We start from the raw sequence: 15,713 nt of genomic DNA on the forward strand, positions 1-15,713 counted from the left end.
TATGTCCAATGAGGAGCGTTATCTTTTAAGTCATCCACAGAGAAGAATATGGTATACAGAAGTTATTTATTCAGGTAAAGGTATATGTAATCTAAAATTCTTGTTCAAGATCCATCGAAAAATGGATTATTCATTATTAAATCGAGCCATGAATCGTGTTATTAGTGAAAACGATGGTTTGTGTATCAGGCTGAAAGAACATGGACATCAGGAACCTGAGCAATATTTTGTTAAACATCAAGAACGAGAATTTGACTTCTTTGATTTCAGTTCCGAGAGAGATTCAGATTTGCTGGAAAAATGGATTGAGCAGAAGGCGCAAGAGACGTTTACGTTATTTGATTCTGATTTATACTATTTCGCTTTAATAAAATTAAGCGATAATGAGTGTGCCGTCTTTGGCAATGTCCATCACATTATCATGGATGGTTTATCAATCCAAATTTTTACTAGTCAGATTGCTAAATATTATCATGAGTTTCATAGTGAGACAGATGTGAGCATACCTAGGAACTCATATGTTCAGTTTCTAGTCAATGAACAGACATACTTGAACAGCAGTCGTTTTCAAAAGGATCAAAACTTTTGGTTAGAGGAATTCAAAACACTTCCATCCGTGACGGGATTGAAACCCTGTAATGCTTACCAAGTTAGTACGAGAGCATCACGCGAGATGTTTGTATTATCTGAATATTTCAAGAAAAGCATAGAAGAATTTTCTGAAGGATACAAATATAGTATATATACTCTTTTTGTTGCTGCGCTTTCGTTGTCGATGTATCGATGGACCTCATCGCTTGATATTGCCCTAGGAATGGCTTATGGCAATCGTATGACTAAAATGGAGCGGGAATTAATTGGAATGATGGTGAGTACAGTTCCTCTAAGAATGGATATCGATCCTGAAGAAGAAGTACTCTCATTTATTGGTCGAGTGTCCAGAAAACAAAGTAAATCATTACGACATCAGAAATATCCATTTGATTTGTTATTAAAGCAGATTAATAAAGAGAATAACAGTAATGTTCGACTTTTTGGAACTACAATTGATTATAGAGATCGTGCTGAAAGTGGTGACTCTCTTTGGATTCCAAATCGTGAAGAGGTACAAGATTTTGCAGTACATATCGAAAATTTGACTGATATAGACTCTTTACAAGTACATGTTGATTATCGTGAAGAGCTATTTTCCAAAGAAGAGATAATTCGCTTTTTTAACACCATGCTAGCATTAATGGAAAACATATTTAAAAATCCGAAGCAGAAGGTTGCTGAGATCGAAATCATTTCAGAAGAAGATAAAAGAAAAAGTTTAGTAGAGTTCAACGATCCTAAGCTTGACTTTCCACCTCAAGCAACCATCCATGAGTTGTTTGAGCAGCAAGCGACGATTCATCCCAATGCCATTGCAGTTATTTATGAAAAGGAGAGGCTTACCTATAGGGAGCTTAATGAACGTGCGAATCAGTTAGCTCACTATCTACAGAAAAAAGGAGTAGGACCTGATTCATTGGTTGGACTTTGTGTTGAACGTTCTCTTGAAATGATTGTAGGTATTTTGGGGATTTTGAAGGCTGGTGGAGCTTATGTTCCACTTGATCCAACATATCCAGAACAGCGACTTCAGTATATTTTAGAGGATGCTAGCATTCAGTTAGTCGTAACGCAAGAGAGTTTAAAAGGATCGAAATGGTTACCAGAGAATATCAAATCGATTTGCCTTGATCGAGATCAAGTTGAGATTGAGAAAGAAAGTACTGCTTTACCGATTTCTGATGTAAGTCCTCAACATCTCGCTTATGTAATCTATACTTCAGGATCAACAGGGAATCCGAAGGGAGTGATGGTAGAGCATCACAATGTGATTCGTTTATTTAAATCAACGGAATGCTGGTATCAGTTTGGTGAAAAAGATACTTGGACGCTTTTCCATTCTTATGCATTTGATTTCTCAGTTTGGGAAATTTGGGGAGCAATGCTCTATGGTGGGAAATTGGTTGTTGTTCCTTACTGGATCAGTCGATCGCCCAAGGATTTCTATCAACTGTTAGTAGAGGAAGAGGTTACGGTTCTTAATCAGACACCTTCCGCATTTCGACAATTAATACAGGTGTGTGAACAAGAAGATGAGAATAAAAACTTGCATCTGCGCTATGTCATATTTGGTGGGGAAGCACTCGATCCTGCCAGCTTGCTACCGTGGTTTCAAAGGTATGGAGAGCAGAACCCGCAGTTAATCAATATGTATGGAATTACAGAAACTACCGTTCATGTTACGTATTATCCAATTACTCAAGATGATGTGCAGCATTCTTCAAGAAGTAATATAGGAAAGCGGATTCCAGATTTAGAAGTGTATGTGCTAGACGCTTGTCAACAGCCTGTGCCCATTGGCGTATCTGGTGAACTATATATTGGTGGAGCGGGACTCGCACGTGGGTATTTAAACAGACCTGAATTGACTGCAGAACGTTTCATTCCTCATCCATTTAGTAGTGATCCGGGAGCGCGATTATATCGGACAGGAGACTTAGCGAGATACTTGCCGAATGGAAATCTGGATTATCTTGGGCGGATTGATCATCAGGTGAAAATCCGTGGTTTCCGAATTGAGCTCGGGGAAATTGAATCTGCTTTAAACGCGCATGCATCCATAAAAGAGGCTGTTGTAATTGTTCGAGAAGATCAGCCGGGTGATAAACGATTGGTGGCATATGTCGTGGGTGATGGGAATGTAGGTGCGTGGAGAGATTATCTCAAGGCGGAACTACCAAGCTATATGGTTCCTTCAGGATTTGTAATGATGGACGCCATTCCACTAACTGCTAACGGTAAAGTTGATCGTGAGGCCTTACCTGTACCAGAGGAGAAGAAAATCGAAAGTGAATGTGTTGCCCCGCGAAATGGTAAAGAAGAAAAGCTGGCTACCATTTGGAAGCGAGTATTAGGGATTAAAAAGGTGGGAATCCATGATAACTTCTTTGAAATTGGTGGAGACTCGATTCTCAGCATTCAGATCATATCACAAGCGAGTCAATTGGGTTTAAAACTTACACCCAGGCAAATGTTTGAATTCCCAACGATTGCCGAGTTGGCGCAAGTGGTCAAAGAAGATCAGGGAGTACAAGCGGAGCAAGGGGTTGTGACGGGAGAGGTACCGCCTACTCCAATTCAGTATTGGTTCTTCGAGCAAGAACATCCGCGTCCACAACATTGGAATCAATCGATGCTTTTAAGAGTAAGAGAGAGATTGGATGTGGAGTTACTAGAGGAAGCCCTATTAAACTTACTCAAACATCATGATGCCTTACGTTTCCGGTATGAACAGTTGCCAAATGCAACCTGGAAGCAGAGGAATGAGGGAATCGATGAACAGTCTGTACTTCGTGTGGTAAAGCGGAACGATGCTGATCAACAAGCGTGGAATCAAGTGATACAAGAAGAGATGGATATTACTCAAGCCAGTTTCAATTTACTTACAGGGCCGTTGATGAGAGTCGTGTACTTTGATGACGGTTCGAATGGGAACGATCGATTATTCTGGACGATTCATCATTTAGTAGTAGATGGGGTATCATGGCGAATTCTATTGGAAGATTTACAGGCGGTATACAACCAGATGAAACAAGGTCAGAAGGTTCAGTTACCTGCGAAAAGTACATCCTTTAAAGAATGGTCGGAACGACTACAGGCATACAGTGAGTCAGACCTTTCAAAAGAAGTAAAAGATTATTGGCACGAACAGGTAGAAAAACAAGTGATGACGATTCCGATGGACTACCCTATACAGGAAACGACAGAAGCATCGATTGATCAAGTGACGATGACGTTGGGAGCAGAAGAGACCCACGCGTTGTTACAAGAAGTTCCGATGACTCATAAGACAAGGATTAACGAGGTACTATTGACGGCATTAGTACAAGCTATAGCTGACTGTACAAATCATCATAAGGTTTCTGTTCACTTGGAAGGACATGGGAGAGAAGAGGTGATTGAAGGCGTTGATCTATCGCGGACAGTGGGTTGGTTCACGAGTATTTATCCCGTTCACCTTGATCTTCAGGGATCAACAACACCTATTGAGGGATTAAAGGCTGTGAAAGAGCAATTGCGTCGAATTCCGAATCAGGGCATTGATTATGGCATTTTACGCTACTTGAGCAGAGAATTGCTTCCGTTCTATCAACAGCAAAAACCATCAATAAGCTTTAACTATTTGGGAAAATTTGATCAAGTGTTTTCCAAAGAATCTTTGTTTATGCAGGATACAGGATTTACACGCTTAGATCATGCTCCAGAATCGAAACCATCTCACTCGATTGATGTTGTTGGTATGGTGAAAGATGGGAAGTTACATTTTGTTTGGATGTATAGTAGAGAACAGTTTTCTAGATTGACGATTAAAGCGATAGCAGATGTCATGTTGAATCAACTTCGTCTACTGATAAATCCACCAACGACAGAGTCTGCTTTTATGGTATCTGACTTTGCTGATGCAGAGGCACTTACGGAAGAAAGCTTGAGTAAAGTATTACTTAAATTAACAAAGAAGAGGGTGTAACGATGGGGGAAGTTATCGATATATACGGATTATCACCTTTGCAAAAAGGGATACTGTTTCATACTTTATATGATCAAGATGATGAGCATTCTTTTTCCTACATTGTACAGGTAGGTTTCTTACTCGGTGGTCGATTGGATGTTGCTACTTTCGAAAAGGCCTGGGAATACGTCATTCACCGACATGAGATTCTACGTTCTGTTTTTGTGTGGGAGGAAGTAGAAAAGCCATTGCAAGCTGTTTATCAACGTCTTCCTTTTACTATTCGTCGAGAAGACTGGAGCGCTCTTTCATGCGGAGAGAGGGAAAAGAAATTACACCAGTTTTTAAATGATGATCGGAGAAAAGGGTTTTCGTTAGATGAAGCACCGTTGATGAGAATCACTGCGATTAAAGAAACAGAAGAAGAAACGAGAATCATTTGGACGCATCATCATATTTTGTTGGATGGGTGGAGTGTGTCCCTGATCTTCGGTGAAGTGATGGGAGTTTATCTCAAGATGATAAAGGGAGAAGCATTCGATCTTCCAAAGTCTCTTCCCTATAAAAAATATATCCAGTGGATTAATAAACAAGATCGAAGTAAAGCTGAGAAATTCTGGACAGAAGAATTAAAAGGATTTCATGCACCTACGCCATTAGCGATGGAAAGAAGTGACCAGGGGCAGGAGAAGGGTTATGGAGAGAGCGTTTATCAGCTATCTGAGGAACTGACTGAAACTTTACAAGAGTGGGTACGAAATAGTCAGCTAACATTAAATACGTTAATACAAGGAGCCTGGGCTTACTTGATGAGCCGGTATAGCGGTGAAAGCGACATCGTATTTGGTGTGACTAGTTCTGGACGTCCTACTGAATTAGCAGGGGCAGAGAAAATGGTTGGTCTATTCATTAACACATTGCCTACCCGAATTCATGTAAAGAATGATACATCAGTAGTAGACTGGCTCCGTAAGATACAGATAAAAGAAATGGAACGGAGACAATACGAGTATAATTCGTTGGTCGATATTCAAGGGTGGAGTGAAGTTCCAAGGAGCAGTACTTTATTTCATACCTTGTATGTGTTCGAAAATTACCCGATCCAAGGAGAGCGCAATGCTGATTTAAGATTACTAGAGGTCCAAAGTGCAGAACAAACAAATTATCCTTTGACGCTCATTGCAATGCCGGGTAAGGAATTTACTTTGAAGTTGATGTATGACCGCCATCATTTTGATGAAGAGACCATTCATCGGATTCAGGATCATCTATCGCAAACATTAATTCAGATGACGAAAAGCTCAGATTCAAAGCTATCCGAAATTACCCATTTAACAATGGAAGAGCAGGTACAACTGCTAGAGAAATGGAATGATACCCAAGTAGAATATTCATCTGAAAGCATGATTCATACGTTATTTGAGCAGCAAGTGGAGAAAACGCCAGAAGCGATCGCGGTTATTTATGAAAATGAGAAACTTACCTATAGAGAGCTGAATGAGCGTGCTAATCAGCTAGCTCACTATTTACAGAAGCGTAGTGTGGGTCCAGAGTCTTTAGTCGGTGTATATATGGAAAGATCGCCAAAAATGATGATAGCGTTGCTAGGGGTTCTAAAGTCAGGAGGAGCTTATGTTCCACTTGATCCTACGTATCCCGAGAATCGGCTACGCTATATATTAGAAGATGCTAGAATCGAAGTACTAGTGACGCAAGAAAAGTTAGAAAAAATAGGTATATCCGAACAAATTGAAATAATTTGTATGGATCAAGATCGCATTGCGATTGAACAGGAAGAACCGATCGTATGTACAAGCAGTGTAGCAGGAAAAAATTTAGCATACGTTATGTATACTTCAGGATCTACAGGTAATCCAAAGGGAGTGATGATTGAGCATCATTCGGTGATCAATTATCTTGAATGGATGCAACATCAATATCCACTCTCTGAAAAGGATGTGGTCTTGCAGAAAACACCATTCTCATTTGATGTATCTGTATGGGAGTTATTTTGGGGTATTAGTGTAGGAGCATGTGTATCCTTCCTGCCTCCAGGTGGAGAAAAGGATCCTTCTATAATAGCTGAAGTGATAGAGAAGCATCAGATTACTGTTGTCCAATTTGTTCCTTCGATGCTATCTGTTTTCTTAGATCATTTCGATCATATTGATTTGAAACTGAAATGTTCATCCGTGCGTCATGTGTTTTCCGGTGGGGAAGAGCTTAGTCCAGGGGTGGTTAGACGATTTCAACAGCACTGGGATCAGAGCGGACAAGTTAAATTGACCAACTTTTATGGACCAACAGAAGCAACCATTTACGTGAATGCATTTGACTGTCAGCCCCATCAAGAATTTGTTTCTATTGGTAATCCGATACAAAATATCCAGCTGTATGTATTAGATCAGAATCAGCGTTTGCAATCGATAGGGATAGAGGGTGAGTTGTATATTGGTGGTGCAGGTTTAGCACGTGGTTACTTAAACCGACCTGATCTCACTGCTGAAAGATTCGTTCCGCATCCGTTTCAATTAGGAGAACGGCTATATCGAACCGGAGATTCAGTAAGATATCTAACTGATGGGAATTTAGAATTTATAGGCAGAATGGACCATCAAGTGAAAGTGCGTGGCTTTCGGATTGAGCTTGGAGAAATTGAAGCGACTTTAGAAAGGCATTCGTCTATTAAAGAGGCTGTCGTGCTAGTGAGAGAAGATCGCCCTGGTGATCAGCGATTGGTAGCGTATGTGATAAGCGATGGAAATATCCAAAATTGGCGAGCGTATCTCCAGGACCAATTACCGAATTACATGGTTCCAGCACACCTTGTAGAGTTGGAATATTTCCCACTTACTCCGAATGGAAAAATCGACCGAAAAGCCTTACCAGCACCGGAAGGACAACCTATGGGAGAGTTTAACGTCCTACCAAGAACACCATCGGAAGAGCTCATCGCCTCGGTTTGGAGTCAAGTGTTAGGAATAGAAAATATCGGAATTCAGGACTCTTTCTTTGAACGGGGTGGGCACTCATTACTCGTTACCCAAGTCGTCTCTAGATTACAAGAAGCATTCCGGATCAAAATCCCGCTACGTGAACTATTCAAGTACGATACGGTGGAGGCATTGACGAAGCGACTGGATCAGTTGTGTAAAGGAGACAAAAAACGAGAGATTCCACCACTTGTACCTATGTCGCGGGAAGAATCTATTCCGCTTTCCTACGCACAGAAACGCCTATGGTTCATTGATCAATTAATGCCAAATAGTGCGATATACAATATTCATGCAGCATGTCGACTGACAGGAAAATGGTCACTTGAAGCATTGGAGACGGGATGGAATCAGTTGATTGAACGTCATGAATCATTGCGGACAGTAATTCAAGAGCGAGAGGGTGAACCCGTTCAACAGGTTCAGTCGCATGTTTTCAAACCCCTTCCTCAAATGGATCTAACAACTCTCCCTCTGGAAGACAGAGAAAGAGAGTTGAAGCGGCTCGTTCAAAACGAGGCGGAGGAACCATTTCATTTGGGACAAGGTCCTTTGATCCGAACACGAATTTTGAAAGTGGACAAAGAGGAATGGGTACTTCTTTGTACGATGCATCATATTGTTTCGGATGGGTGGTCAATGGGAATCTTACTCGAAGAATGGATGGCTTTTTATGAAGGAGCCATTAGTGGAAAACCAGTGGAACTGAGGGAGTTACCTGTTCAATATGCGGACTTTGCCATGTGGCAAAAAGAATGGCAAAAAGAAGAGAATCTTGATCAGCACCTTCAATATTGGAAGGAAGAATTGGCTGGTGAGTTACCGGTCTTGCAATTACCGATGGATCGTCCTCGACCTGCTGTTCAAACCCACCGTGGTGCAAGTCAATCTCTGATGGTGGCGAATTCCTTACGGGAAAAGCTCAAGGAATTAAGTCTGCAAGAAGGCTCCACCTTATTTATGACCTTGATGGCGGCGTATCAAAGCTTCCTTTCTCGTTATACGGGACAAGATGACATCTTGGTTGGAAGCCCGATTGCGAACCGGAATGTTAAAGAGATTGAAGGATTAATAGGTTTCTTTGCAAATACGTTGGTTTATCGAGCTGATTTCAGTGGAAATCCGACGTTCCAAGAACTTCTGTCGCAGATACGAAAAAAGGCACTAAAAGCATACGAGTATCAGGACATTCCGTTTGAGAAAGTGGTAGAAGCCGTAAAACCTGAACGGAATACCAGTCATTCGCCGATTTTCCAAACCATGTTTACCTTACAGAATACGAAACAAGAGTTACCTCAGCTATCAGAAAGAAACATGGAGCTGATGGAAAGTCATACTTCGGTTGCCAAATTTGATTTGAGTTTATTTGCATCGGAGACAGAAGAAGGGTTATTGCTAACTTTTGAATATAATACCGATTTGTTTAATGTTGCAACTATTGAACGAATGGCAGGTCATTTTGAACATTGGTTATATGAAATTGTATCTCATCCAAAAGATTCACTATCAAAGCTGAATATGCTATCGAAAGCAGAATATAAGAGGTTACTAGAGGAATGGAATGACACAGGTGTTGTGGCCATACGTGAAAGCACGATTCATACATTGTTTGAGGAACAAGTGGAGAAAACGCCAGAAGCGATCGCGGTAGTGTGCGAAGATGAGGAGCTAACGTATCAAGAACTGAACGAACGCTCCAATCAGTTGGCCCATTATCTTCAAAAGAGGGGTGTGGGATGCGAATCATTGGTTGGGATCAGCGTTACACGTTCATCCGAGATGATTGTCGGTCTCCTAGGAATCATGAAAGCAGGAGGAGCGTATGTTCCGATTGATCCTGCGTATCCGGAGAGTCGGATACGGTATATTTTAGCGGATGCTCAAATCGAGGTACTGGTGACACAGGACAAGTTGCAGCAAAAAATGACGTTACCTGAATCGGTTAACATGATTTGTATCGATCGTGATCGAGCAGCGATCGAACAGGAAGTAACGACGGCATGTACGAGTGAAGTGACAAGCGATAACTTAGCTTATATCATCTATACCTCAGGATCCACTGGCAATCCTAAGGGAGTGATGATTGAGCATCGGAGTACGTTGGCGATGATCCATTGGGCACATCAAACCTATTCCCGACAGGAATTAGCGGGAGTGCTGGCATCAACTTCACTATCCTTTGATCTATCGGTTTTTGAAGTATTTGTTCCTTTGACGAGGGGTGGCAAGGTAATTGTCGCTGAAAGTGCCCTTCATCTGGACAAGTTGTCTACGAAGGATGTGACCTTGGTCAATACTGTGCCATCAGCAGCGAAGGAACTGGTTCGAGCAAAGTTAATCCCTTCTTCGGTAAAAGTGATGAATTTGGCTGGAGAACCGTTGCCGCAGTCACTGGTCCAGCACTTGTATGAGAGAAGTCCGATTGAAAAGGTGTACAACCTATACGGTCCATCCGAAGATACTACCTACTCTACGTATATGAAGCTAGAAAAGGGTGTTATGCACAAGGTACCACCGATTGGTAGACCCATCTCTAACACAGAAGTATATGTACTCAGTGCAAACCAGCAAATGGTCCCGATTGGTGTAGTGGGTGAGCTTTACATTGGGGGATCAGGCTTGGCGCGTGGCTACTTAAATCGCCCTGACTTAACAAACGAGCGTTTTATCCCGCATCCATTTAAAGAAGGGGAGCGAGTATACGGGACGGGAGATCTTGTGAGATATCTACCGGACGGGAATTTGGATTATCTCGGTCGGATCGATCATCAAGTGAAGATCCGTGGATTCCGGATTGAGCTAGGGGAGATTGAAGCGACGTTACAAAGTCATTCATCAGTTAACGAAGTCGTTGTGATGGTATGCGAAGATCATCCGGGTGATCAGCGTTTAGTTGCCTATGTAGTGGGAGAAGGAAATGCTCATGCGTGGCGTGATTATCTCAAGACCCAGTTACCAAATTACATGGTTCCGGCACACTTTGTCGAATTGACAGTATTCCCACTCACCCCAAATGGGAAAATCGATCGGAAAGCCTTACCTGCACCAGAGCGCAAGGAAGCAGAGGGTGGTTATGTTGCCCCTCGTACCCCTACAGAAGAAGCGATTGTTTCGATATGGCATCAAATTTTAGGCACTGAAAATATCGGGATTCATGATTCATTTTTTGAACTAGGTGGCCATTCATTACTCGCTACACAAGCTGTTTCTAATCTGAATGAAACCTTTGGAATTGAGTTACCACTGCATGATTTATTTACGTATACTACCGTGCAGGAATTGGCAGAACGGGTTAATCAGTTGCGCTGCAGTGGAAATGAGCAAGCGCAGAATGATAGTAAGGAGAATGTAAGTTTTCAAGACTATATTCAAAATGAAGCAGCAGCGAGTAATGATGAAGAGTTACTTGAACTTCTTAAGCAATTGGAAGAGTTATCAGAGGAAGAAGCGCAAGGTATATTCGAGAGAAACTTGGTTGAGGAAGGTGTGAAAAAATGAGAAATGATTTACTTGCAAAGTTGAATTCGCTTTCTCCTGAGAAGAGAGCGTGGCTTCAGAAACAGATGCAGAAAAAGGAGAATAAAGAAGCGCTTCCGTTGTCCTATGCACAACAACGTTTGTGGTTTATGGACCGATTTAACCCAAACAGTTCAGTATATAATATTCCGACAGTATGGCGTCTAAAAGGAAATTGGATACCTGAAGCATTGGAAAAGGGATTGAATCGACTCATTGAACGTCATGAATCATTACGCACCGTTTTTAAGGAAGTAGGAGACCAACCTATGCAACATATTGTGGAATTCCTTCCTAGAAAACTACCTGTAGAGGATTATTCTCACCTTCCTCTGGAAGTAAAGGAAAAAGAGATAGAAAGTTTGATTGCTAGAGAAGCGCAGGATCCGTTTGATTTAATGAATGGCCCTTTGATTCGTAATCAACTGGTTCAATTAGGGAAAGAGGAATGGTTATTGCTATGGACCATGCATCATATTATTTCTGATGCGTGGTCCATCGGCATATTGATCAATGAATTGCTGGCCTTCTATGAGGAAGAAATGAGTGGGGAGCCTGCTGGACTAAGTTCGCTATCGATTCAATATGCAGACTTTGCGAAATGGCAAAGGCAGTGGTTGCAGGGTGAAGTGCTAGATCGACAACTTACGTATTGGCAGGAAGAATTGTCCGGTGAGCTTCCCATACTACAACTGCCAGTGGATCGCCCTCGACCGGTTACGCAAACGTACGCTGGGGACACGTATCATGTGATTCTTCCTCACACATTACTCAGTTCATTGAAGGATTTAAGTCGACGAGAAGGATCTACCTTATTCATGACCTTAATGGCTGCATATCAGAGCTTTCTTGCTCGCTATACGGGGCAAGAAGATATTCTTGTCGGAAGTCCGATTGCGAATCGGAACCATAAAGGAGTAGAGGGATTAATCGGCTTCTTTGTTAATACGTTAGTCTATCGGGCGGATCTCAGTGGAAATCCGACGTTCCGGGAGATTTTGTCTCAGATAAAGAAAAAGGCGTTGAAAGCGTATGAATATCAAGATATTCCATTTGAAAAAGTGGTAGAAGCTGTACAACCTGAACGGAGTACGAGTCATTCGCCCATCTTCCAGACCATGTTTACGCTACAGAATATAAAACAAGAACGAATAGAGCTGTCTGGGAGAAGTTTGGAAATGATAGAAAGTAATATTTCCATCGCGAAATTTGATTTGAGTTTAACCGCTTATGAGGTGGAAGAAGGTCTATTTGTCTCTTTTGAATACAATACCGATTTATTTGACAGTAGAACCATTGCACGTATGGCAGGGCATTTTGAAAACTGGTTGAACGAAATTGTTCATCATCCAGATGAATCATTTACAAAGCTGTCGATGCTAGCGGACACAGAACAGAAGCAGCTCTTGGAAGAATGGAATGACACTGACGTAGTTTATTCACATGAGAGCATGATTCACGAACTGTTTGAGCAGCAGGTTGCGCGTACACCTGGAGCGGTGGCGGTAGTGTATGAAGGTGGACAGCTGACGTATCAAGAACTCAACGAGAAAGCGAACCAATTGGCACATTATTTACAGAAACGGGATATAGGACCTGAGTCATTGGTCGGTATATGTGTCGAGCGTTCACCCGAAATGATTATTGGTCTCTTAGGGATTCTCAAAGCAGGTGGGGCTTATGTCCCACTGGATCCGAGTTATCCTGAAAATCGCCTGAGATACATTTTAGAGAACTCGCAGATCCAAGTGCTTTTAACAAAGGAAGCGTTACAGGGTTGGTTGCCTGAAGGCATCCAAGCGATTTGTTTGGATCGAGATCAAGCAGCGATTTCTAAAGAGAGTAGCTTGGCACCAGTGAGCGGAGTGACAGCAAACAACTTGGCGTATATCATTTACACTTCGGGTTCGACAGGGAATCCTAAGGGAGTGATGATTGAACACCACTCGGTTATCAACCGATTACAGTGGATGCAAAAAAACTATCCATTATCTGAACAGGATACGATTCTTCAAAAAACGCCGTTTTCGTTTGATGTCTCTGTCTGGGAATTATTTTGGTGGTCATTTGTAGGAGCACGTGTTTGTTTACTTCCACCGGGTGGCGAGAAGGATCCTGCAATGATTGAGGAGTGTATTGAGCGATATCGCGTGACCACGATGCACTTTGTTCCGTCGATGTTATCTACTTTCTTGGATTATATGGAACAATTCAAAGCGAAAAAGGACGTATCGTCTTTGTGTCAGGTTTTTACCAGTGGAGAAGCGTTAAATACCGAACAAGTTCGCCGGTTTAAGGGTGTGTTTTATGATTCTCAGCAAACGAAGTTAAGCAACTTGTATGGTCCTACAGAAGCGACTGTAGATGTCACTTACTATGATTGTGATTTAGAAAAAGAACCGTTGCTTATTCCGATTGGTCGTCCGATTGATAATACCGAATTGTATGTGCTAGATCAAAGCCAACAGGTGGTACCGATAGGTGTGGCTGGGGAACTTTACCTTGGTGGTGTAGGCTTGGCACGTGGTTACTTCAATCGTCCAGAGTTAACTGCTGAACGTTTTATTCCGCATCCATTTAAGGAAGGGGAACGGCTCTATCGGACGGGGGACCTGGTGAGGTATCTGAATGATCGCAACGTGGAGTATATCGGAAGAATAGATAACCAAGTGAAAATCAGAGGTTTCCGGATTGAGCTGGGAGAGATTGAAGCGGTCCTACACGATCATTCATCTGTGAAAGAGGCTGTCGTGTTGGTGAAGGAAGATCATCCTGGAGACAAGCGGTTAGTAGCATATGTGGTGGGTGAAGGAGATACTGGAGAATGGCGTGAGCACCTCAAGACGCAATTACCGAATTACATGGTTCCGGCATACTTTGTCGAGATGGAAGTGATGCCACTCACTCCGAATGGCAAGATTGATCGCAAAGCCTTACTGGCGTTGGATGGACAGCCTATGAGCGTAAATATTGTCTCACCACGAACACCAGTGGAAGAGCTTATCGCATCGGTATGGAGTAAAGTGTTAGGCATAGAAAATATTGGTGTTCAGGATTCCTTCTTCGAGCTTGGTGGCCACTCGCTACTCGCTACCCAAGTTGTCTCACGTTTACAAGAAGTTTTCCAAATCGAACTACCGGTGCGTGAACTTTTTGAGTTTACAACGGTGGAGACACTGGCGAAGCGACTGGATCAGTTGCGTAAAGGAGACAAAAAACGAGAGATTCCACCGCTTATGCCGATGGAACGGGGAGAAGCCATTCCGCTCTCTTATGCCCAACAGCGTCTGTGGTTCATTGACCAATTCACGCCTAATAGTGCACTTTATAATATGCCGATGGTATGCCGTCTTACAGGGAATTGGGTACCCGAAGCATTGGAGACAGGATGGAATCAGCTGATAGAGCGTCATGAATCTTTACGGACTGTGTTTCATGAAGTGGATGGTTATCCTGTGCAGCAGATTCAACCGTATGCTTTCCGGTCCCTTTCCCAAATGGATTTAACTATGCTTTCTCCGGAAGAGCGAGACGCAGAAGTTAAACGTTTAATTCAGCAAGAAACAGAAGTACCATTTGACTTAGGAGAGGGCCCACTGATTCGGACAATCGTCTTGCGAGTGGGAGAAGAGGAATGGATCCTCCTCTGCACTCTGCATCATATCGTTTCGGATGGATGGTCGATGGGAGTGCTACTCGAAGAATGGATAGCTTTCTATGAGGAAGAAACGGATGAGAAGGTAGCAGAGCTTGAACCATTACCGGTTCAATATGCGGACTTTGCTCAGTGGCAAAAGGGATGGTTGAAGGAAGAAGTGCTTGAACAGCAACTCAACTATTGGCAGGAAGAATTGTTTGGTGAGCTTCCTGTGCTACAACTGCCGATGGATCACCCGCGTCCTGCAGTGCAAACTCATCGCGGATCGACACACACTGTGTTGCTGTCACGTTCGTTACGCGACAAACTGAACGAACTCAGTCGTCAAGAAGGGTCGACGCTCTTTATGACTCTGTTGGCTGCGTATCAAAGCTTCCTTTCTCGTTATACGGGACAAGAAGATATTCTCGTCGGAAGTCCAATTGCGAATCGTAATTACAGAGAGATTGAAGGATTAATCGGTTTCTTCGTCAACACGTTGGTTTATCGGGCTGATCTGAGTGGCGCACCGACATTCCAAGAGTTGTTGTCTCAGGTGCGTCAAAAGGCACTGAAAGCATATGAATATCAAGATATTCCATTTGAAAAAATTGTGGAAGTTGTGCAACCTGAGCGGAGTACAAGTCATTCTCCGATCTTCCAGACGATGTTCATCTTACAAAATATGAAACAAGAGCTTCCAGTGTTGTCTGGTAGAAGAATCGAAATGATAGAAAGCCATAATTCGATCGCAAAATTTGATTTAAGTGTAATGGCAGCCGAGGCGGAAGAAGGATTAATTTTCTCTTTTGAATACAATAAGGATTTATTTGATGTTACAACCATCGAACGAATGGCAGGACATTTTGAGAACTGGCTACATGAAGTTTCTCATCATCCACAAAAACCGTTGAATAGTTTGAGTATGCTCTCCGAATTTGAGCGTGATTTGTTATTAGAGACATGGAATGACACTGCAATGGAAATGTCCCAAGAGGGTCTTATTTGCGACAGATTTGAGGAC

General features: G+C 42.4%; 3 protein-coding genes. All 3 read left to right on the top strand.

The window, feature by feature from the left end; all coding sequences use genetic code 11:
* Position 1: 1 nt before the first annotated feature.
* Positions 2-4,561 carry a non-ribosomal peptide synthetase gene (locus ACM6HU_RS17590; RefSeq protein ID WP_077295542.1) on the top strand — a complete coding sequence of 1,520 codons (4,560 nt, stop codon included), beginning with the start codon at positions 2-4 and terminating at the stop codon, positions 4,559-4,561.
* 2 nt (positions 4,562-4,563) lie between these two features.
* Positions 4,564-11,034: an amino acid adenylation domain-containing protein gene (locus ACM6HU_RS17595; RefSeq protein ID WP_414848351.1), complete on the top strand. Its 6,471-nt coding sequence runs from the start codon at positions 4,564-4,566 to the stop codon at positions 11,032-11,034.
* On the top strand, positions 11,031-15,713 hold a 4,683-nt coding region (locus ACM6HU_RS17600), incomplete at its 3' end, for an amino acid adenylation domain-containing protein (RefSeq protein WP_414848352.1). The genes ACM6HU_RS17595 and ACM6HU_RS17600, both read left to right, overlap by 4 nt.

Origin of the sequence: Bacillus sp. IT-79MI2 (assembly GCF_949768135.1) — a bacterium.
Taxonomy (GTDB): Bacteria; Bacillota; Bacilli; order Bacillales; family Bacillaceae_G; genus Bacillus_A; species Bacillus_A pseudomycoides.

Excerpts from the sequence above, each read along its gene's own strand:
- ACM6HU_RS17590 (WP_077295542.1), top strand. The coding sequence starts at position 2 with ATGTCCAATGAGGAGCGTTATCTTTTAAGTCATCCACAGAGAAGAATA.
- ACM6HU_RS17595 (WP_414848351.1), top strand. The coding sequence starts at position 4,564 with ATGGGGGAAGTTATCGATATATACGGATTATCACCTTTGCAAAAAGGG.